Genomic DNA, 21,675 nt, shown 5'->3' with positions numbered 1-21,675 from the left:
CTTCCCATCCCGAACAGGACAGTGAAACGCCTTTGCGCCGATGATAGTGGGTGGACACCTGTGAAAGTAGGACATCGTCAAGCTCTTCATTCCTAAGCCTCTTGAGTTCCCCTCAAGAGGCTTTTTTACTTGCCTAGAAAAAACCTCAAGCCCCCCCAAACAACACCTCCCAGCAGGCCTCTTGCTTAATCAGAAAAAACTCCCTCTCAAACAACGAATTACTTTTAGATATTGAGAACGACTGCTGCCCCTTGCTTAATCAGAAAAATAAACACCCCTCAAGAGGCTTTTTTGCGTCTACAACACTTGAGTTTAACGAGCCTTCAATGTTTCAAAAGCTCCTTGATAGACAACCCCTCCAATTCGTTTTGCTGCCTCAGCATCTAGTTTCTGGAAAAATACACCTCCCATTCCTTCTGTAGGGTTGGATTTTGCTCCATGGAAGTATACTGTCATGGCATCATCATTATTTCTTCCATAGAAAGCACTAATACTATTGTCCCATTGAATCGTTCGATTGAAGTCTAAATACTCTCCCTTCTCGAATTGGGTAGTTTGTGCGGGCAGGCGAGCGATGTTTGTGTCGCTTATGTTGATAGTCGCTTGGCCTTGCAATGTCTTCTGATCAAACCGAGCAGTGATTTGGATAGGAGCAAGCATATCAGCAACCACTTGTCCAGACTCATTTAGAACAGAGCCAATCATATATCCTCGATATGTAGCATTTTCTGATCGATTAGGTGTGTCCTTAGGATAGCGGACAAGGTAACTCATGCTATTGCCACTATCATCCATAAGTTTTCCCACACTGTCGAAAGAGTTTCCAGTCCAATAAGCAGTAAATAAATATAACTTGCCTAATGGATAGGGTTTTTGAGATACATATAATGTGAATGATGCAAACCGATTCGTTTTCCCTAATGCACTAAGCAATGCAGATCCATTAGGACGCTTGCTAGTTTGTACACCGGGTCGTGCATATGCTTTTAGTTCAAGAAAGTCCTCAACTACCCCCATATTGGCAGGGGTAGGGTTGGCTAGGGTAAACGTCTTATATTTTCCGATGGTAGAGGGAGTTGGAGTTTTGAAGAGATTTTTTTCAGAAACTTTTGGGTTGTTGGTGCTATGCAGAGAGCTTGCTGGATGCTTGTATGTCCCTACTGTGCTACACCCAGTTATTCCACCTAGACTTAATAAGAGAAAAGTATGCCAATGTCTCATGCTGCTTCCTTTCAAAGCGCATTAATACGCCCTATCCACATTTGTTTCTGCTCATCAGATAAAAAACTTGCTTTAAAAGAGTTTATGGCAAGCTGTTTGAGTTGTTGGTCAGATAACTCTAAAGACTGAGCAATCGCAGTAAAATTATCATTCATGTACCCACCAAAGTAGGCAGGGTCATCCGAGTTGACAGTAACACAGAGGCCTTGCTCTAATAAGCGTTTGATATTATGTAATCTCATATCGTTGACAACACAGAGTTTGAGATTACTCAGTGGACACACAGTTAGTGGCATATCATCAGCTTTGAGACGCTCCATGAGAGCATTATCCTCCTCGCATCGTACCCCATGATCAACCCTTTCTACATGCAATAGATTAAGCGCTTCCCAGATATACTCAGGTGGCCCCTCCTCACCTGCATGAGCAACAATACGATAACCTTGACGGCGAGCCTCTGCAAAGACCTCCTTGAATTTATTAGGAGGATGTCCTACCTCACTTGAGTCTAAACCGACTCCTATAATTTTGTCTCGAAAAGCCTCCGCCTGTTTTAATGTTTCAAAGGCTTTTTCTTGGCTCAGATGCCGTAAAAAACACATGATTAATGAGGAACTAATACCTAGACGATTTTTAGCGTCTTGACAAGCACGATATAGTCCATTGATAACTGTAGCGAAAGCAACCCCTCTGTCTGTATGCGTCTGAGGATCAAAGAATATTTCCGTATGCACAACGTTATCAGCATGGCATTTTTCAAAATAAGCCCATGCTAAATCATAGAAGTCTTGTTCGTGTAGTAAAACTCCTGCACCAGCGTAATAAATATCCAGAAATGATTGCAAATTATGGAAGTTATAGGCTTGTTTAACCTCATCAATAGAATGATAAGGGAGCTGAATATGGTTGCGCTGAGCAATGTGAAACATCAGTTCAGGCTCGAAAGAACCTTCAATATGAATATGCAATTCTGCTTTAGGTAGTTGTTGAATCAGGGTATGAGTCATTATCAAGTATCACGTATAAGTTAGCAGGAAAGAAAATATTAGGCTAAATCAAGCCGCTGATTTAGTACATCACTTGTTGAAACAAGGTGCGAGTCATTGTTAATGAATCACGCATAAGTTAGCAGAAAGAAAAGCGTTAGGTAAGCCAACTCCTTGATTTATTATATAAACGGCACTGCCTATGGGTATATAGAAAATCGTTTGTATTATACAAAGTGAGCGTATTTTTTGCTAAAAGAATGCCTCCCAAAGAAGGTATATTTTTAAAATCATTGGTGGTCATAAGTCTAAAAAACAACAAACCGAGTGAAAACCCTAATTTTTTTATTTTCCATATCAGCGTAGGATACACTCCTCAAAATTGGTATAACCAATATGAACCGGTCTTACCAATTATGATTGATACTATAATTCACTGCACTAATGAAGTAAATGAATGCAGTGATGTCTGATTAACCTATTTGTAGGAGGGCTGCACGATGCAGTGGCAACAAGTATATGACCCAATGGGTAATCTGTGGATATCTAGCCTTATTGCGCTAATTCCTATTATTTTCTTCTTTTTAGGACTAACTGTTTTTCGCATGAAAGGGATTGTTGCTGGGACAATCACTGTGATTTTAGCGATTTTAGTCGCTTTATTTGCTTACGGCATGCCTGTTGGTATGGCATTATCATCAGCTGTTTATGGCTTTTTCTACGGTTTATGGCCTATTGCTTGGATTATTATTGGTGCTGTTTTCCTCTACAAGGTTTCAGTAAAAACAGGCCAGTTCGATATTATCCGTTCGAGCATTTTGTCGTTGACAGAAGACCAACGCATGCAAATGCTATTAGTTGGTTTTGCTTTTGGTACTTTCCTTGAGGGGGCGGCAGGCTTTGGTGCTCCAGTAGCAATCACTGCGGCATTACTAGTCGGGTTAGGATTTAATCCTTTATATGCAGCAGGTTTATGCTTGATTGCAAATACAGCTCCGGTAGCTTTTGGTGCTATGGGTATTCCTATTATTGTTGCAGGTCAAGTATCTAACATCGACCCATTACACATCAGTCAGATGGTTGGACGTCAATTACCTTTCATGGTGCCTATCGTATTGGTATGGTTAATGGCAATTATGGATGGCTGGCGCGGTGTTAAAGAAATGTTCCCTGCTATTGTGGTTGGTAGTTTGGCATTCTCTATTACACAATGGCTAACTTCAAATCACATCGGCCCAGAGTTACCTGATATTACTGCATCTATTGCAACATTAGTGGCATTGACTATTCTTTGCAAAGTATGGAAGCCTAAACATATTTTCCGTTTTGAAAATCAAAAAAATGGTGCAGCACAAGTAGCTACGGCAGATTCAAGTGCTCAACCTCAACAGTACTCGACAGGTCAAATTATTAAAGCATGGATGCCATTTGCAATTCTAACAGCGGTAGTAACCATTTGGAGTATTGCACCATTCAAGGCTTTATTTAAGCCAGGGGGGCCTTTGGCGAGCTGGATTCTTTCTTTTGAGGTTCCCGGTTTGCATAACTTAGTTCAAAAAATGCCTCCAGTAGTTGCTGATGCAGTTAATTATGCAGCTGTGTATAAATTCGATTGGTTCTCTGCTACTGGTACTGCAATTCTTATTGCAGCGATTATTAGCATTATCTACCTTCGCATGAAACCATCGCAAGCAGTGGCTACATTTGGTGAAACATTAAAAGAGCTACGTATTCCTATTGTAGCTATTGGTATGGTTCTAGCTTTTGCTTTTGTGGCTAATTACTCTGGATTATCAGCAACATTAGCGTTGGCATTAGCTCATACAGGTGATGCATTCACTTTCTTCTCTCCTTTCTTGGGATGGTTGGGTGTATTCTTGACAGGGTCTGACACATCAGCCAATGCATTGTTTGGAGCATTACAAGCGACCACAGCTCACCAAATTGGTGTCTCAGATATCCTATTGGTTGCAGCGAATACTAGTGGTGGTGTGACTGGAAAAATGATTTCTCCTCAATCAATCGCTATTGCATGCGCAGCTGTTGGTTTAGTAGGACGTGAATCTGATTTATTCCGTTTCACTGTGAAACATAGTATTATTTTTGCTGCAATTATTGGAGTCATTATTACGCTTCAGGCTTATGTTGTGCCAGGCATGATTCCACAGTAATTTTTTGAGGTTTATCATGGTGGAAAGTAGCTCGCTCATCGTTGCATTAGGAAATGTTATTAGTGACCTAGGCATTAGCATCGGTGGGCGGTTACCAGCAGAGCGCAAGCTCTGCGAAATGCTCTCTATTTCGCGTACTCGACTTAGAGAGCTGCTTAAACAATTAACAGCACAAGGGTTTGTGGATACTCGAGTAGGTTCAGGTACGTTTTTGAAACAACCTCCCTCTGCCTGGAAAATAGACTCTTATATTCATCAGTTAAGTCAGTTATTAGAGGAAGATCCTAATTACCGTTTTGATGTGCAAGAGGCTCGAGCTGTTTTAGAGGGGGGCACAGCGTGGTATGCAGCCTTACGGGCTACAGAGGACGATAAGAAGCAGATCCGAATCGCTCATGATGCATTGCTTCAGCATCAGATTGATAATAATTTTGCATTGGCTGCTGATGCGGATGCTCATTTTCATCTGACTATTGCTGAGGCGAGTCATAATGCAGTGTTGATTCAGTTAATGCGGAACGTATTTGAATTGTTACATCATAATGTTGTTTTAGCACGACACAAGATGTACACTGATGAAACTATGGTGACGCAGCTCAATGTTCAACACCGGCAAGTTATGACAGCGATTGAACAAGGTAATGCTCAATTAGCCTTAGAAAGCGTACAAAAACACATTCATTATGTGATTGATCAGATTAAAGAAATAGATGAGTCTGATGCACGTTTGCAACGGACTCAACGCTTAAAACACATTTAGGAAAATACTATGATTATTTCATCAACTAAAGATTATCGTAAGGCGGCGCAACGTCGTTTGCCTCCTTTTTTATTCCATTATATCGATGGTGGTGCTTATGATGAAGCGACGTTGAGACATAATGTAGAGGACCTTTCCAAGATTGCTTTACGTCAACGTATTCTAAAAAATATGTCTGACCTTACGACCAATATTGAATTATTTGGTGAGCAGTTATCATTGCCACTTGCGTTGTCTCCTGTTGGCTTGACTGGTATGTATGCTAAACGTGGTGAAGTACAAGCAGCAAAAGCGGCTGATAACAAAGGTATTCCTTTTACATTGTCAACAGTGTCAGTATGTCCTATTGAAGAAGTAGTACCTGCCATTAAACGTCCTATGTGGTTCCAGCTTTATGTGTTGCGTGACCGTGGGTTTATGAAAAATGTCTTAGAACGTGCTAAGGCTGCTGGTTGTAGTACATTGGTGTTTACGGTAGATATGCCTGTACCAGGGGCACGTTACCGTGATGCTCATTCAGGGATGAGTGGTCCTAATTCTGCTATGCGTCGTTATCTCCAATCAACCATGTTCCCTCATTGGGCATGGAATGTTGGAATTCATGGACGTCCTCATGATTTGGGTAATATTTCGCGTTACTTAGGCAAACCAACAGGTCTAGAAGATTACATTGGCTGGTTGGGTGCCAACTTCGACCCATCTATTTCATGGAAAGATTTGGAGTGGATTCGTGAGTTCTGGGATGGTCCGATGCTTATCAAGGGCATTCTTGATCCAGAAGATGCACGTGATGCAGTTACTTTTGGTGCAGACGGTGTCATCGTTTCTAATCATGGTGGCCGTCAATTAGATGGTGTACTATCGAGTGCTCGTGCTTTACCTGCTATTGCAGATGAGATTAAAGGTAAGATTAAAATCTTAGTAGATTCGGGTATTCGTACTGGTCTGGATATTGTACGTATGATTGCACTAGGGGCAGATTCTTGCATGATTGGTCGAGCATTTGCTTATGCCTTGGCTGCTGACGGTCAGGCAGGGGTGGAAAATGTGATTGATTTGATGACTAAAGAAATGCGAGTAGCGATGACTTTAACAGGCGTTAAATCAGTCTCTGAAATTACACGTGAATGTTTAGCAAATGCAGAGAAGGATTTAGCAGAAGTTTTCTAGTAGAGGCGTATTAGCATTTGATAAGACACTTGTTTCTCTTTAGTATATAGTCTAAGAAAGCAAGTGTCTTTTTTTATATCAGCACTAATTTTGATAAATGAGTGATTAAACAATTGAAGGAATAACAATGGCAACACAAAATATCATTGAATCATTGCAACGCATTGTAGGGAATAAGAATGTACTTACAGATGAGAATCAAACACGTCTGTATCGTCAAGGTAAGCGTTATGGTTCTGGTGATGTGCTTGCCGTGGTCAAGCCGGGAACGTTGCTAGAGCAATGGCAGGTTCTTAAGGCTGTATTACCTGATTGCATCGTGATTATGCAAGCAGCTAATACCGGTCTTACAGGAGGATCAACTCCCTTTGGTAGTGATTATGATCGTCCTATTATTATTCTCAATACAACGCGTATCAAAGGTATTCAACTTATCAATGATGCAAAACAAGTGGTGTGCTTACCTGGGGCTACATTAAATGAATTAGAAAAAATGCTAGCCCCTCATAATCGAGAGCCGCATTCTGTGATTGGTTCTTCGTGTATTGGTGCCTCTGTATTAGGGGGGATTTGTAATAACTCAGGTGGTGCATTAGTTCGTCGGGGTCCTGCTTATACAGAGTTGGCCTTATATGCGAGACTCAATGAAAATAATGAACTGGAATTGGTAAACCACTTAGGCATTGCATTGGGTGACACACCAGAAGAAATTCTTTCTCGTTTAGCATCTGGACAATACACGGTTGCAGATATTGATAATTCAGGGGAACGCAAGGCCTCTGATAATCGCTATGCACATGATGTCAAACAAGTGGACGAGAACACGCCAGCACGTTTTAATAATGACCCTTCACGTCTCTTTGAGGCATCTGGATCTGCTGGTAAAGTGAGTATTTTTGCCGTACGTCTAGATACCTTTGAAAAGGTGGCTAGCGAAGTTTTTTATATCGGTAGTAACACGCAAGATGATTTGACAGCCATCCGTCGTTATCTATTAAGAGAGTTGCCTCGTCTACCTATTGCTGGCGAATATATCCACCGTACAGCCTATGATATTGGTGCAGAATACGGCAAGGATATTTTCTTATTTATCGAGAAGTTTGGCACAGATAAAGTTCCTGGTGCATTTGCTTTTAAAGCAAAAGTGGATAGTTTTTTCGAGAAGTTTGGCTCAAAAGGATTATCAGACCGTATGATTCAGTTTTTTACTCGTTTAATGCCTAATCATCTACCAAAACGCATGAATGAGTATCGTGATTTGTATCCTCATCATTTGATGATTCGTGTTGAAAAACAAGATGCAGAGCAGGTAAAAACCTTTTTGACAGAGTATTTTAAAGAGCATACCACAGGTAGTTTCTTCTTCTGCACCCCAGAAGAGGGGCGTAAAGCATTTTTACATCGATTTGCTGTGGCAGGTGCAGCCATTCGTTATCGTGATTGCCACCAAAAGACTGTTGGCGATATTGTGGCATTAGATGTTGCTTTGCGTCGTAATGACCGTGAGTGGGAAGAAGAGCTGCCTGAAGAGTTGAATAAAGACATTATTCATAAGTTGTATTATGGGCATTTCTTCTGCCATGTGTTCCATCAAGATTACATCGTACGTAAGGGGGTGGATCCATTAGCCATGGAGCATAAAATGTGGCATATTCTTGATGGTCGAGGAGCTGAATATCCAGCAGAGCATAATGTTGGGCATCTTTATTTAGCCAAGGCTGCGTTGGTGAATCACTATCGTCGCTTAGATCCGACGAATACCTTTAATGTGGGTATTGGACATACAACGCGGAATCGTTTTTGGGCTGAGTAAGAGAGTATTCACTTTCTTTTCTGCTGATTTCATTTGCGCACAGGTAGCTGCATGAATGCGTGAGTCGCTCGAACAGTGCTTCGGTCGTAGCGACATTGATGATAAGCGTAGTCTTGAGTAAAGCTCAACCTGCACTCACGCACAGGTAGCTGCATGAATGCGTGAGTCGCTCGAACAGTGTCTCACTTCGTTCGCCAAACTCGCTTTGTCATCGCATTCATCTCCGCTACCTGTGCTAGTCTGTGGTTGCGTTGATAGCAAAATTTACCTCTCTAGAGGCTTCATCGAAGCTGACGCCAATCTCAAAGATTTGTTTTGCCCCAGCACGGTATTTTTCCGCATAATGGCGCTCTTTAATCTGCTCAAGCGCTTCTTGAGCAGTACCCGCTTGTTTCACCTTGAACTCAAAGATATACACATTACCCTGCTCAATAGCAACTAAATCGGCTCGTCCTTGAGAAGAAACGTCTTCCATGATAAAGTCAGCGCAGGCACCGGCGAAGAACATTCCAATGGCACTTTGCCAATGGCCTTCAAACTGGGCGATATTATTACGTCTATATGCATCGCTAGGGATACTGGCGATAGCACTTTTAATCAGTTGCTGTAATTGTGCAATATCGCCATCACGTAAGCATTTGCGTAAATCGCTAATTGCTTTTCTACCGTCTAGTTTGAGGACTTCTTGTAGCCATTTGCTACTGAGGGATTGACGAACCTCATAGTTGGGGAATTTAAGGGTATATTGGCGTAAATAGCCTGGTTCTTCAAAGACCTTATCAATTGTCAAATAGCCTGTTTGAAAGAGGACAGGAATAGGGTGCAAGCTACCCACATCCACGGAGGCAAGTAAATCAGAGGTCTCGGCGATACGAGTGATGTCTGCGAGGGAGAACTCATTACTGGTGAGCAGTTTCATCAAGAAAGAAGCATTGCCCCCAGTACTCATCCAGTAGTTATCAAAGGCACAGCCGTCTTTAAAAAATAACAGAATATCGAAAGGATTGTAGACACTCTCGCCCGTCCAGTTATAGCCGTTATACCAGAACTTGACTTGCTCTAAGTCCACGCCTTGTAACTCAGGGGCGAAGACAGATTCCAGTTCCTCTTGGGTGTAACCGCATAACGCCGAATACTTCGCACGCAAGGTGATGTCTTCAAGATTGTTTAGTCCTGAGAATAAACTCATTTGCCCAAACTTAGAGACCCCTGTCAGCATGGCAAAGCGAATGCTGCCTGATAAATCCTTAATCTGCGAATAGAGGGATTTTAAAAGCCCGCGTACTTCGGCGGCAGTGTCAGTGTTATCCAAATTGTCAATGATGGGTTTGTCGTACTCATCAATAAGAACGACGACTTTTTGTTGATATTTTTCTTGGGTAATAAGAATCAAATCAGCAAAGCTGAAACCTACATCGGGGGTAGTATACTCAGGCAATGTTAATTTTAATCGTTGGGCATTTAAACGAAGTTGCCGAAAGATATGTGCTTCCAGTTTGGGAGAGTTATCTAGTACAGTCTCCCCCGCAAACGACAAACGAATAACAGGGTAAGTTGTCTCCCAATCCCAGTTGTTCTCGGCATATAAGCCCTCAAATAATGCCTTGTTCCCAGAAAATAACTCTGCCATCGTATCCAGTGTGAGGCTCTTACCAAAGCGACGAGGACGAGAGAGAAAGACAAAGCGAGAAGAAGTGATTAAATCAATAATCAAAGGGGTCTTATCTACGTAATAGTAGTTATTAGTACGTAAATCAGCAAAATTAGAAATCCCAATGGGAAGCAGTTTTTTCGCTGTATTTTGCATTGTCATCATCACTCCTTGGCGGTGTCTCGTGAAGGTATTTTAGCATGCTAAGTGGTCTATACCTGATGGAGTGCCACTATGATACTTTCTGTGTGACGCTGATTTCATTTACGCACAGGTGGCTGCATGAATGCATGAGTCGCTCGAACAGTGCTTCGGTCGTGGCGACATTGATGATAAGCGTAGTCTTGAGTAAAGCTCAACCTTCTGGCGAAGAGGTATTATGCGAGCGTAGCGAAGCATCGACCCGAGCTAGAAGTGTTGGGCGATACGAAAGACGGTGAAATCCCAGAGCACGACGTGTCAACTATGATGCTTCTCGTACTGCTGATTGTACTCACGCACAGGTAGCTGCATGAATGCGTGAGTCGCTCGAACAATGTCTCACTTCGTTCGCCAAACTCGCTTTGTCATCGCACACACTTCGTCGCAGAGCTCCTCAGATAATGTGGCACAAATAGTCCGCAGAGGACTATTTGTGTCGCACATTCTCTACCTGTGCTTGCCTGTGGCGGCGTTGATAGCAAAATTTACCGCTCTGGTTGCCTCATCGAAGCTGACGCCAATCTCAAAGATTTGTTTTGCCCCAGCACGGTATTTTTCCGCATAATTGCGCTCTTTAATCTGCTCCAGTGCTTCTTGAGCAGTACCCGCTTGTTTCACTTTGAACTCAAAGATATACACATTGCCTTGCTCAATAGCAACTAAATCAGCACGTCCTGTAGAAGAAGCATCTTCCATGATAAAGTCAGCGCAGGCACCGGCAAAGAACATCCCAATGGCGCTTTGCCAATGGCCTTCAAACTGGGCGATATTATTACGTCTATATGCATCGCTAGGGATACTAGCGATAGCACTTTTAATCAGTTGCTGTAATTGTGCAATATCGCCATCACGTAAGCATTTGCGTAAATCGCTAATTGCTTTTCTACCGTCTAGTTTGAGGACTTCTTGCAGCCATTTGCTACTGAGGGATTGACGAACCTCATAGTTGGGGAATTTAAGGGTATATTGGCGTAAATAACCTGGTTCTTCAAAGACTTTATCAATCGTCAGATAGCCCGTTTGAAAGAGTACAGGAATAGGGTGCATGCTGCCAATATCAACCGAAGCGAGTAAATCGCTAGTTTCCGCACTACGAGTGATGTCTGCGAGGGAGAACTCATTACTGGTGAGTAGTTTCATCAAGAAAGAAGCATTGCCTCCAGTACTCATCCAGTAGTTATCAAAGGCACAACCACCGTCAAAGAACAACAGAATATCGAAAGGATTGTAGACACTCTCGCCTGTCCAATTATAGCCGTTATACCAGACTTTGACTTGCTCTAAGTTCACACCTTGTAATTCAGGTGCAAAGACGGCCTCTAATTCTTCTTGGGTATAACCACATAAAGCTGAATACTCTGCACGTAGGGTGATGTCTTTTAGATTATTTAGTCCAGAGAATAAACTCATTTGCCCAAACTTAGAAACTCCTGTCAGCATAGCAAAGCGAATGCTACCAGAGAGGTCTTTAATCTGAGAATAGAGGGATTTTAAAAGACCTCGCACCTCAGCAGCGACTTCTGAATTGTCCAAATTATCAATGATGGGTTTGTCGTACTCATCGATAAGAACGACTACCTTTTGTTGATGTTTTTTGTGGGTTTTAAGCAGTAAATCAGCAAAACTCAAGCCTACGTTGTGTTGAATATTTTCTTGTAATGAAATGCCCAAACGCTGTGCATTTAGATTGAGATGATATTGAATATGTTGCTCTAAAGCGGCGATATCATGACGTTTTGCTTCCCCCGCAAACGACAAACGAATCACAGGGTAGGTGGTGTCCCAATCCCAGTTGTTCTCAGCATATAAGCCCTCAAATAATGCCTTATTCCCAGAAAATAACTCCGCCATCGTATCCAGTGTGAGGCTTTTGCCAAAACGACGAGGGCGAGATAAAAACACAAAATCCGCATCATTGATAAGTTTGATAATCAATGGAGTTTTGTCCACATAATAGTGATTGCGGTCACGTATTTCTGCAAAAGTGGCTATGCCGAGTGGCAAACGTTTTTTCTCTGTATTTTGAATTGTCATCATCACTCCTTGGCGGTGTCTCGTGAAGGTATTTTAGCATGCTAAGTGGTCTATACCTGATGAGGTGCAACGAGTAACAAAGCAAGGTAGTCGATTTTCAAAATTGAGTTTGTTACAAAAAAGCAACAAAAGTTTGTTGTTCCTTAATGTCCATGAAAATCCATTTTATGTGCAAAGAGAAAATATATCATCAAAGCTAGTTCCCTGATTTTACGTTATAAAATTTTATCCCATTGTTTTATCAAGAAAAATTCTCGTTTAGTCCTTTTGTGCGGTTACAAAATATACTGGCAAAAACCGTAACAAGTCATTGTTTTTTTTTTTTTGCGTAAGGTGAGAAATATATTTGTAAAAAATTTTGAAAATTATTTTAAATATAAGGATATTTCCATGAATCACGCTTACCGCCTTGTTTGGAATCAAGTTCGTCGTCTTTGGCAATGTGCGCCAGAGTTTGCTCGTGCTAGAGGGAAATCAGCATCTGAAAAAACGACGGTTCACCCAGTAGGTGCTGATGCGAAGACATCAGAGGGTCAAGTCCATCACCTTCGTGGGCAATTCGTATTGCGTACCTTGATAACGGCGTTGCTGATGAGTGGTGCATCAGGCTCTGTATGGGCAGCGTGTACGCAGGGAATACATTATACGGTAGAAGAGAATACGTATACGTTTGTGAGTGATTGTAATGGAAAAGAAGACGAGCCTTGGGTTGAGCATGATGCTTTAAAGATTGATAGTTCAGGTGAGTATATTATTGAGGGAAACGGTCGGCTAATAAGAGGTGGAAATTTTCCTGGTAAGTGGTTTGATATGTTTTATGGCGGAGATGCTATAGAAATTAAGGGGATAACGCTTCGAGTCCGTAATGTTAGGCTAGAGGGAGGGAAATCCTCATCAAACGGATCTAGAGAGGACTATAGAGGGGCATCTATTAATGCGAATGACAGCGTTGTTTATGTGGAAGATGCCAGCAGTCTGTTGGGGCCGTTACGGTTAGTCAATTCAAATTTGACGCTGAGGTCAGATAGTACATTCAACAATAACAGGGAGCTCTCTATCAATAGCGGCTCATTTACGGCTGAATTAGGAGCTAGTGTCACTATACAAGATTTGATTTTGTCAAATAATGCTCAAGTGGATTATGTGGATCCTATCACTATTAATGGTAATGTTGAAATTAAAGATGTGAACACCTCGTTTGTGTTGAAGAGCGGTAGTCAAAAAACAGGGGGGGATTTAACTGTCAGAGGTGGTTCATTTACCGCAGAAGATAATGTAAGTCTAGTTGTCAATAACCTCCATTTAGAGAATGCTAGATACCGCAATAATAATCAGATGACGATTAATGGGAATGTGTATTTAAAGAATATAGACGGATTTGTACTAAAAACAGGCAGTCAATTTAATCAGAATAAAAACCTCACAGTGGACGGAGGTTCGTTTACGTCTGAATCAGGAGCTAGTGTCGCTATACAAGATTTGATTTTGTCAAACAATGCTCAAGTGAATTATGTGGGCCCTATCGCCATTAATGGAAATGTTAGGTTAACAAACACAAATTTTACATTATCGTCGGGGAGTGTGATTAATCAATTGAAAGGGAAGGAAATTGCTGTTAAAGAGGGAGGTACTTTCACTATTGAAGAGGGGGCTAGTATTTTGCTAAGTGATGAGGATAGAGAAGGGACAGAGGAGTTTATTATTGATGGTAGTCGGTTTGTTTCTCATGGTGCTATTCAGCGAGTCTATCGTCACGTGACATCTGGGGTAACATTACAAAACAGTGATGATGCGATTATTGGTGGTATGGTGACCGCTGGGGTGCGAAATTACGACTGGGATAATGGGTGGAGAGGATGGACTTGTCAATGGGCGGATCCTGCTATTTGTACTGCAGCCAAAGGCATTGAACTTATCCATAGCGATAACGCAAAGATTAGTGCTGAGGTGACAGCAGGCTGGGGAGGGAATGGTGGTAACTCATGGAATAGTGACTTTGCTTTTTACGGCGGTGATGGTATTTTCTTAGATGGTAGTACTGGTGCAGAAATTACAGGGAAAGTGACTGCAGGAAAAGGGGGGGTAATTTATAATAGGACAGAAGAAAGTGATTTTGATATAGGTAACGGTGGTCATGGTGTAAGGTTAGTAAACGGTAGTTCAGCTTCTATCGCTTCGACTGTTCGTGGTGGTGATGGAGGATTAAATACAGCTGCTTCGCCCAAGGGGGGGTATGCAGGTCACGGTGTTTTAGTGAGAGATGGTAGTACACTTGTTTTAAAAGAAGGGGCAGCATTACATGGAGGAAGTCAAGATGCTGGTAGTACGCCGGATGCCACTTACAGTGGCGCAGCTATCTTCTTGTCAGGGAATCGTAATACGGTAGAACTCCAAAGTAATGACATCACCTTAGCAGCAGGGACAGGCAGTAATGATACTCTCCGCAGTGATAATGGTGTGTTGAATACGCTCGCTCTTGGCGGCACGGGAACAAAGACTTTTGAGGTGTCGAAGATTGCTGTGGGCGGTGAGTATGATGTTTTTGATACCTTAGAAAAACGAGGTGAGGGGATATGGACATTGACTGGGACGTTAAGTGATGGAGCTATCATCTCCACGGTCGTAGATGGTGGTGTACTGAATATCGGTGCACAGGGTGGTACGCAAGCTCACTTAACGAAGGATCAAGACATTACGGTGAAAAGTGGGACATTGGCTGTAAACGCGGATAGTAGCCTCGGTATTCAGAGCGGTAAAACACTGATGATGAAAGCGGGTGCTGTTTTAGATTTAGATAAGCAAGCAACCTTCACCAACGCAGGTGCTGTTAACGTTGAAGACAATGTCACTTTAAAAACGAATGCAGAGGAGTTGAATGCGGCAGGTGCATCAGGTTGGTGGGGAGCCGTGAATACAGCACTGGGTGGGAATAAATCGTATGTCAATCTTTATACCACAGCGGATAATGTCGATGGTAGTAATACTGAGGTGGCTGCTTTCCGTCAATGGATAGTGGGGGGAGCAAATAGTCTTGTCTCTGGTGAAATTGGCGATATTACGGTGAAAGAGAGTGCTTCATTGAAGACCAAAGGTGACACTACGATAACAGAGGACAAGACACTGACCGTAGAGAATGATGCTGCATTTAGCGTAGAGAGTGGACATACGTTGACGGTGGGAAGTACAGGCCATTTAGCCAATGATGGCACGACCACGATTAAGGGGATTCTAGCGTTAGATAAACAGGCTGGTGTCGGTGGCGAGGGTACGCTGACTTTTGCTGAGAAGGCGACCTTAAAAACCGATGCTACGGCATTAAAACAAACCACAAACGAGGGGCAAGATGGAGGTACTGGTTGGTGGGATGCAGTCAGTGCTAACTTAACAAAAGCGAATGTGAATTTGCATACCACAGTGGCTTTCCATGCGGATAGCAGTGAAGTAGCCCAAGATGTTTCTGGTTTCCGTTCATGGGTGATTGGAGGAAGTGGTAGTACAGCCTCTGGTATTGATAGCTTAGCCGCCGTGAATACCATTGGTAGTGGTGCTGATTTAACGTTGAAAGACTTTACGCTGGGTGATTTAGGTAACAAGACCATTAACAATGAGAATGGCATATTAAAACTCACTGGTAATGTGGATTTAAGTGCGGCGGATGGTGTAACTGAGTTAGCTAACCTAGGCATTAGCAATACAGAGGGTAATGTAGCCTTTGCCAAAGACGGAGACACACTTGCCACTTTAACGGTAGAATCAGATAACTTAAATACCTTGATTCAGACTACTGATGGTAAGGATAATGCTATCTTAAAAACGACGAGAAGTTTTGCTGCATCAGGTGATGCAGCACATAAAGTATCAGAGTTTGCAGAATGGCAGGTGGATGGTACAGATAGTAGAGTAACAGGGGCAACGAATCTAGCGGCGAAGACGACCATCACAGCGAATGGTAGCTTAACAGCAACGGATATCACTTTAGGTGAGAATCAAACGCTTAAGAATACTGCTGGCGGTACATTAGTGCTAACAGGGACGACCAAACTAGATGAAGGTACGTTGGAGATTCTTGGCACAGGCACGAAGTTTGATGCGAATACTATTCTCCAAACCAATACTGCTAGTGGTAGTGCCTTATCTGGAGCACAAGCTGGGTTAGCGAATATTCAGAATAAGAATCTAGCAACGATTGAGACGTTAAAAGCTTTTGCTGCCGATGATGGTACAGTTGCTGGGTTTGATAAGTGGAAAATCTTAGTCTCTGGTAGCACAGCCCAAGGAGTGAGTGCTTTAGCTAAGGTGAATGAGATTGGGGCAGGTGCTGATTTAACGTTGAAAGACTTTACGCTGGGTAATTTAGGTGCCAAGAGCATTAACAATGATGCGGGTACATTAAAGCTGAGTGGCATTATAGACTTAAGTGCGGCAAATGATGTGACTGAGGAGAAGCTCAGCACTTTAGGTATCACGAAGGCAGAGAATATTGCCTTTGCCAAAGACGGTGAGAGCTTAGCACTGTTAAAAGTGCAAACCAATAGCCTCAATTTATTGATTCAAAACATATCAGGTAAAGAGAATGCCATTCTTGAAACCACCACAGAGAGTGGTTTCAAGCCAGGTCAGGATGCAGCACATGATATTTCAGGCTTTGCGAAGTGGCAATTAAATGGTTTAGGCTACATAGTGACCTTAGATGAATTGGCAAAACAGAATGTCATTACAGATAGTTCAGAACTTACCGTGAAGGATTTTGAACTATCAGAGTTGTTGAGTACAGAAAAGTCTATCAATAACAATAGGGGTACATTAAAATTCAGCGGTGAGGTGAATTTAGATGGCAATGATGTGGATAATAAAATCAGCAATCATGAGTCAAATCTTGCGTTTGCTTTAGATGAAGAGAAACACAAAGCCGTCCTCACGACAGCGCAAGACAGCTTAAATAGCCTTATTCAGAAAATAGGTGATAAGCAAAATGCCATTATCAAAACAATCACAGCAGGTGGTTTCAAAGCGTCTAATGATGATGCTCATAAGGTGTCAGACTTTGCAGGATGGCAAGTGGCGAGCCAGGGTAGTACGGTGACAGGGGAAGATAACTTAGCCAAAGTCACCGAAGTAACATCTAACGGTGGTTTAACGGCGACGAATATCGCACTAGGTTCTGATCAAATCTTAAAGAACAGCGGTGGTACACTTATTTTGGCAGGTGAGACTAACCTAGATTCAGGTACGCTTACACTTCAAGAGGACAGCACTACTTCTTTTGCTGAAGGCGCAACATTAGAGACTCGTGCCTTGAGTGGTGCAGCGATTCAAACAGGTCAATTAGCAGGCGATAAGGTCTCTGGCAAAGACAAAGCTACTCTAAGAACACGAGATACCTTTTATGCTACCGATGGCTTTGCTAGTGAGTTTAAGAACTGGTCGGTCGAGGGTAGTGGCAGTTTAGTAAGCCGTGATGAGCGAAGTGGTCAGAATTACCTTGCCAAGGAACTCACCGAGGTGCAATCTACAGGTGATTTACTCGCTAGTGATATTGCCCTACAAGATACTCAAACGTTACGTAACAATGGTGGGGTATTAAGTTTCTCTGGCACAACCAATGTAGATAATGGTGTCTTGGAGTTAGTGGGTGGACAAACATCATTGGCAGATAATGCTGTTCTAGAAACTGCTAAAGACAAAGGTTCTGCTATTCAGCAGGCACTGTTTACTGGCGAGAAAATCACTGGTAAAGACAAAGCCACTCTACGCACCCTATCTGCGTTTGATGCTACCGATGGCTTTGCCGGTGAGTTTAAAAACTGGGAAGTGAAAGGCGTTGGCAACAATACCACTTCTGCCCTAGCACAACGTAAGACGACGATTGCCGAGGGGGTGAACTTAACCGCCAGCATCACTGCCTTGGGTGAAAAGCAAACTATTGATAATAGCGGCAAACTTATCCTTAACACGGCTGAAGCTACACGAATCCTCGCTAACCGCATCACTGGCTCAGGTGAGGTGATTAAACAAGGAGCAGGTACAGCAACCCTTGCCACAGGTAGTCATGAGTATACTGGGACAACGCAAGTCAATACTGGTACGCTAAGCTTAGAGAAGCAAACGGCACTCAGTGGTGGTATTCATGTAGCCCAAGGAGCAACGCTAGACCTTAGTCTTGCACAATCTGAACTGGTAGCGATACCTGCAGAGCCGCAACCAGCGGTACGTATGCGTCGCATGGCACGTAGTCTATCTGCTGCATCAACAGCCGCTGCGACACCTAGCCTACCTGATTTAGCCCCTGGTGTTACCCACCAAGTCGCTAACTTCTCGCTAGACGGAATACTTAATGTCGTGGTCAACGGTCAAGCGGCTAATCAGCACTCTCACTTACATAGTTTAGGGGATATTACCCTAGGTAGCACGAGTAGCCTAGTGATTAATGCCGCAGCATACGCTGATGGTGAGGGAAGTGTGAATGATTTACTGACTTCAGACACCAAAGTGACAGGGACTTTTGGAGCGTACAGCGATAACAGTGCTTTGTTTGACTTTACCCCTATCTATACCGATAACTCGGTGAGTTTGACAGTGAAGAAAGTTGAACAAATTATTGATGAGGGTGGTGGAACTGGAACAGACACTGGAGGTGGCACTGGAGATGGAACAGGAGAGAATCATGGTGGTCATGATGAATCGACATCAACCCCTACTACAGTGGTTCAGTCATACCGAGGTGTCTTACCTATCACAAGACTATTAGATAAGGCGATGAATCAAGATGCAGAGAGCCCACTGGCTCAACGTTTCTACGCTTTACAAACCAAGGCACAAGCACTACAAACGGCCGTAGAAATTCAACCTCTACTAGGCGGCACAGGCAATCGTGTGATTGCGGAGGCATCTGACTTGATGCAGCGCTATGTACCCAATGAGCGTTGCGGTGGTGGTGAGGGTAGCACCTCTGCTTGGGCACATGGCTTAGGCGATTGGGGTCAGCAAGACGGCCACAAAGGTATCTCCGGTTATCAATCTAAACACTATGGCATCGCTTTAGGGGGTGATGTATGCTTAAGTTCTAAGACTAAGGTGGGCTTAATGGCAGCGTATGTGAATACCAAAGCCGATGCACAAGACATTCATGCTTCGCAAACGCTTAAAGCCGATACTTGGCAAGTGGGTGTTTATGCGAACCATGCGTTTACTGACCGAGTAGATGTCGACTTTATGGCAGCGGTGGGACGTGCAAATATCAAGGGTGAGCGTCGGTTTAGTTACTACGCAGACTTAAAAGCCAAAGGCGATACGCATGCGGATATTCTTCGCACAGGGGCTGGTTTAAACCTACGTTATCAAGCAGGTAATACAGAGCTTAGTCCTTATGCACGCCTAGACTATACGCAAGTTAGTACCAAGGGGTATACCGAGACGGGTGCTAAAGAGTTTAATCTCAACGTAGCGAAACAGCGGACACACGCGCTGATGGCAGGGGTAGGGTTAAAAGTCACTCATGCGGTGAGTGATGGTTTAAGCCTTAAAGCCAAGGCAGGTGTGGCGTATGATTTACTGGACAAGGGTCATGATGTTCAAGCGACCTTGACCTCGTTACCGAATCAGCCGTTTACTATCAAGCACAACAAGCTAGGTCGTACGGTAGGTGAGGTAGGTTTGGGTATGCGTTATCAGGCGACTAAATCCACTAGCCTCTCTGCAGAGGTACAAGCCTTGTTTAGCAAAGGACGTACCGATACGACGGCGAATGTGGGCGTAAGAGTACAGTTCTAGTGGTGTACAGTGCGGAGAAGGAAAAATTCATGATATTTCAATATTTTTGAAATGTCATGATTTTTCTTGTCAGATTTTATTGAAATGTCATGATTTTCCTTGTTAGATTTTATTGAAATGTCATGATGTGCTGGTCAGAAGATGGGGGATAAGCAGGATACGCTAGTCTTTATTGATGAGATTCAAGTCTACCCACATCTTTTGACTTTGTTGAAGTTCCTAGCACAAGATGGGCGGTTTACCTTCATTGCAAGTGGTTCTTTGTTGGGTGCGACGCTTTCTCAGACAACATCTATTCCGATGGGAAGCCTTCATATTATACGTATGTTTCCTCTTGATTTTGAGGAGTTCTTGTATGCTAATGGTTTGAACCAGATGGCAGTGTCTGCCTTGCGTCAGAAATTTCTTCAGCGAGAATCTTTAGATGAAGCGATGCCCTTAAGATGATGGATTTCTTTAAAAAGTATCTTTTGGTAGGTGGACTGCCTGATGTGGTAAATACTTATTTAGAAACTCATAATATCCAAGCTGTACGAGAAGTTCAGAAAGAAATTCATCACTACTACGGTATTGATGCTTCTAAATATGATGCTGAGAATAAACTTAGTATCCGTCGTGTTTATCAAACCGTGCCGTAAAACCTCATCGTTTACGGTGAGGATATAAGGCACGAACTGCAAAGCAGTTCTTTACTATGATAGAATTCAATGGTCTACATTTGAATAAATTGATATGCTTATTCGCAAAGCCTTTAGATTTGAAATCAGACCAAATGGCGAGCAAATCCGCAAAATGAAGCGATTTTGTGGCTGTTCTCGTTTTGTCTTCAATCGGGCGTTGGCGTATCAAAATGAGCAATACGAAGCGGATAAGTCATTCAAATTCAGCTACGCAAAAATTGCTAACCTGCTCCCCGGATGGAAGAAGAAATTTCTGTGGTTGAAAGACTGCCACAGCCAAGTCCTACAGCAAAGTCTAAAAGACTTAGAGAGCGCATTTAGGAACTTTTTTGCCAAACGAGCAGATTTTCCTAAGTTTAAACGCAAAGGCATAAAAGACAGTTTCCGTTTTCCTCAAGGGTTTAAGCTAGAGCAGCAAAACAGCCGTGTCTATCTGCCTAAAATTGGCTGGGTGCGTTACCGTAACAGTCAGGCTATTTTAGGCGAACCTAAGAATATCACGGTAAGCCAGCGGTGTGGTAAATGGTATGTTTCCATTCAAACCGAATGGGAGACGGAAACACCCACGCCTAAAGGTGGAGAGGTGGGTATTGATATGGGCGTTGTGCGTTTTGCGACGTTATCAACAGGACAATACTTTGAGCCAATCCATGCCTTTAAAACCTTAAAAGGTCAATTAGCGAAGCTGCAAAAGCAGTTCAAACACAAAACCAAATTCAGTAAAAACTGGCAGAGGTTAAAAGCTAAGATAGCCAAATTGCATCATAGAATTGCCAATATCCGTAAAAACTACCTGCATCAAATCTCTCATCAAATTAGCAAAAACCACGCAATTGTGTATATGGAAGATTTACAGGTAAGTAATATGAGTAAGTCGGCAAAAGGGACTGCGGAACAGCATGGCAAAAATGTGAAGCAGAAATCGGGATTAAACCGTTCTATTCTGGATCAATCATGGTACGAGTTTCGCAGGCAATTGGACTACAAGTTGCTATGGAATGGAGGGTATTTGGTGGCTGTGCCACCTCAAAATACCAGCCGTTGTTGCCCTGCGTGTGGCTATACAGCTAAGGATAATCGCCAAACACAGGCGTTGTTTGAATGTATGGATTGCGGCTACACGGGAAATGCCGATGTGGTCGGCGCCATCAATGTATTAAAGCGTGGTCAGGCGATACTGGCAGCGTAAAAGTATTCAGGGCAGGACTTGCCCGTAGT

13 protein-coding genes and 1 rRNA gene are annotated in these 21,675 nt (G+C 42.9%); 10 read left to right on the top strand and 4 right to left on the bottom strand.

Annotated elements, in window-relative coordinates; translation table 11 throughout:
• A 5S ribosomal RNA gene (gene rrf / locus HKX40_RS10905) occupies positions 1-83 on the top strand; the annotation flags it as partial.
• 229 nt (positions 84-312) lie between these two features.
• Here rrf and HKX40_RS07725 read toward each other — a convergent pair.
• Together HKX40_RS07725 and HKX40_RS07720 are read right to left on the bottom strand one after the other, a co-directional pair.
• Positions 313-1,221: a hypothetical protein gene (locus HKX40_RS07725; protein WP_171589002.1), complete on the bottom strand. Its 909-nt coding sequence runs from the start codon at positions 1,219-1,221 to the stop codon at positions 313-315.
• Between the two features lie 11 nt (positions 1,222-1,232).
• Positions 1,233-2,228 carry an adenosine deaminase gene (locus HKX40_RS07720; RefSeq protein ID WP_171589001.1) on the bottom strand — a complete coding sequence of 332 codons (996 nt, stop codon included), beginning with the start codon at positions 2,226-2,228 and terminating at the stop codon, positions 1,233-1,235.
• Positions 2,229-2,707: 479 nt separating this feature from the next.
• Here HKX40_RS07720 and lldP point away from each other — a divergent pair, with 479 nt between their 5' ends.
• From lldP to dld, 4 genes are all read left to right on the top strand, one after another.
• Positions 2,708-4,378 (top strand): L-lactate permease, encoded by a 1,671-nt coding sequence (lldP, locus tag HKX40_RS07715; protein ID WP_171589000.1) that lies wholly within the window; start codon positions 2,708-2,710, stop codon positions 4,376-4,378.
• Between the two features lie 16 nt (positions 4,379-4,394).
• Complete coding sequence (locus HKX40_RS07710) at positions 4,395-5,138, top strand: FCD domain-containing protein (protein ID WP_171588999.1); 744 nt, start codon at positions 4,395-4,397, stop codon at positions 5,136-5,138.
• A 9-nt stretch (positions 5,139-5,147) separates the two neighbouring features.
• Entirely contained in the window at positions 5,148-6,308 is a 1,161-nt protein-coding gene (gene lldD / locus HKX40_RS07705; protein ID WP_171588998.1) for an FMN-dependent L-lactate dehydrogenase LldD, read from the top strand.
• Positions 6,309-6,435: 127 nt separating this feature from the next.
• Complete coding sequence (gene dld / locus HKX40_RS07700; protein ID WP_171588997.1) at positions 6,436-8,121, top strand: D-lactate dehydrogenase; 1,686 nt, start codon at positions 6,436-6,438, stop codon at positions 8,119-8,121.
• 235 nt (positions 8,122-8,356) lie between these two features.
• On the opposite strand, the gene HKX40_RS07695 is transcribed toward dld, so the two are convergent.
• On the bottom strand, positions 8,357-9,937 hold the full coding sequence (locus tag HKX40_RS07695) for an ATP-binding protein (RefSeq protein ID WP_171588996.1): 1,581 nt from the start codon (positions 9,935-9,937) through the stop codon (positions 8,357-8,359).
• 125 nt (positions 9,938-10,062) lie between these two features.
• Between HKX40_RS07695 and HKX40_RS07690 the strand changes: the two genes are divergently transcribed.
• Positions 10,063-10,212: a hypothetical protein gene (locus HKX40_RS07690; protein ID WP_171588995.1), complete on the top strand. Its 150-nt coding sequence runs from the start codon at positions 10,063-10,065 to the stop codon at positions 10,210-10,212.
• 208 nt (positions 10,213-10,420) lie between these two features.
• Here the strand turns inward: HKX40_RS07690 and HKX40_RS07685 are convergent, their stop codons facing one another.
• Positions 10,421-12,010, bottom strand: a complete 1,590-nt coding sequence (locus HKX40_RS07685) for an ATP-binding protein (protein WP_171588994.1) — start codon at positions 12,008-12,010, stop codon at positions 10,421-10,423.
• Between the two features lie 387 nt (positions 12,011-12,397).
• Between HKX40_RS07685 and HKX40_RS07680 the strand changes: the two genes are divergently transcribed.
• The 4 genes from HKX40_RS07680 to HKX40_RS07665 all read left to right on the top strand — a co-directional run bounded on the left by HKX40_RS07680 (position 12,398) and on the right by HKX40_RS07665 (position 21,646).
• The gene (locus tag HKX40_RS07680) at positions 12,398-19,777 is read left to right on the top strand and encodes an autotransporter domain-containing protein (RefSeq protein WP_171588993.1); all 7,380 of its coding nucleotides are present in this window, start codon (positions 12,398-12,400) and stop codon (positions 19,775-19,777) included.
• A gap of 141 nt (positions 19,778-19,918) precedes the next feature.
• The gene (locus tag HKX40_RS07675; protein ID WP_171588992.1) at positions 19,919-20,224 is read left to right on the top strand and encodes an AAA family ATPase; all 306 of its coding nucleotides are present in this window, start codon (positions 19,919-19,921) and stop codon (positions 20,222-20,224) included.
• Positions 20,221-20,415 (top strand): hypothetical protein, encoded by a 195-nt coding sequence (locus tag HKX40_RS07670; protein WP_171588991.1) that lies wholly within the window; start codon positions 20,221-20,223, stop codon positions 20,413-20,415. Before HKX40_RS07675 ends, HKX40_RS07670 begins: the two co-directional genes overlap by 4 nt.
• Before the next feature lie 94 nt (positions 20,416-20,509).
• A complete protein-coding gene (locus HKX40_RS07665) occupies positions 20,510-21,646 on the top strand; it encodes an RNA-guided endonuclease InsQ/TnpB family protein (RefSeq protein WP_171588990.1) in 1,137 nt (378 codons plus the stop codon).
• The last annotated feature ends 29 nt before the right edge of the window (positions 21,647-21,675 follow it).

The organism is Pelistega europaea (assembly GCF_013133775.1).
Classification (GTDB): Bacteria; Pseudomonadota; Gammaproteobacteria; order Burkholderiales; family Burkholderiaceae_B; genus Taylorella; species Taylorella europaea.
This window is presented reverse-complemented; position numbering and strand designations above follow the sequence as displayed.

Excerpts from the sequence above, each read along its gene's own strand:
- HKX40_RS07710 (WP_171588999.1), top strand. The coding sequence starts at position 4,395 with ATGGTGGAAAGTAGCTCGCTCATCGTTGCATTAGGAAATGTTATTAGT.
- lldP (WP_171589000.1), top strand. The coding sequence starts at position 2,708 with ATGCAGTGGCAACAAGTATATGACCCAATGGGTAATCTGTGGATATCT.
- HKX40_RS07685 (WP_171588994.1), bottom strand. The coding sequence starts at position 12,010 with ATGATGACAATTCAAAATACAGAGAAAAAACGTTTGCCACTCGGCATA.
- HKX40_RS07665 (WP_171588990.1), top strand. The coding sequence starts at position 20,510 with ATGCTTATTCGCAAAGCCTTTAGATTTGAAATCAGACCAAATGGCGAG.
- HKX40_RS07725 (WP_171589002.1), bottom strand. The coding sequence starts at position 1,221 with ATGAGACATTGGCATACTTTTCTCTTATTAAGTCTAGGTGGAATAACT.
- HKX40_RS07720 (WP_171589001.1), bottom strand. The coding sequence starts at position 2,228 with ATGACTCATACCCTGATTCAACAACTACCTAAAGCAGAATTGCATATT.
- dld (WP_171588997.1), top strand. The coding sequence starts at position 6,436 with ATGGCAACACAAAATATCATTGAATCATTGCAACGCATTGTAGGGAAT.
- HKX40_RS07670 (WP_171588991.1), top strand. The coding sequence starts at position 20,221 with ATGATGGATTTCTTTAAAAAGTATCTTTTGGTAGGTGGACTGCCTGAT.
- HKX40_RS07690 (WP_171588995.1), top strand. The coding sequence starts at position 10,063 with ATGAGTCGCTCGAACAGTGCTTCGGTCGTGGCGACATTGATGATAAGC.
- HKX40_RS07675 (WP_171588992.1), top strand. The coding sequence starts at position 19,919 with ATGGGGGATAAGCAGGATACGCTAGTCTTTATTGATGAGATTCAAGTC.
- lldD (WP_171588998.1), top strand. The coding sequence starts at position 5,148 with ATGATTATTTCATCAACTAAAGATTATCGTAAGGCGGCGCAACGTCGT.
- HKX40_RS07680 (WP_171588993.1), top strand. The coding sequence starts at position 12,398 with ATGAATCACGCTTACCGCCTTGTTTGGAATCAAGTTCGTCGTCTTTGG.
- HKX40_RS07695 (WP_171588996.1), bottom strand. The coding sequence starts at position 9,937 with ATGATGACAATGCAAAATACAGCGAAAAAACTGCTTCCCATTGGGATT.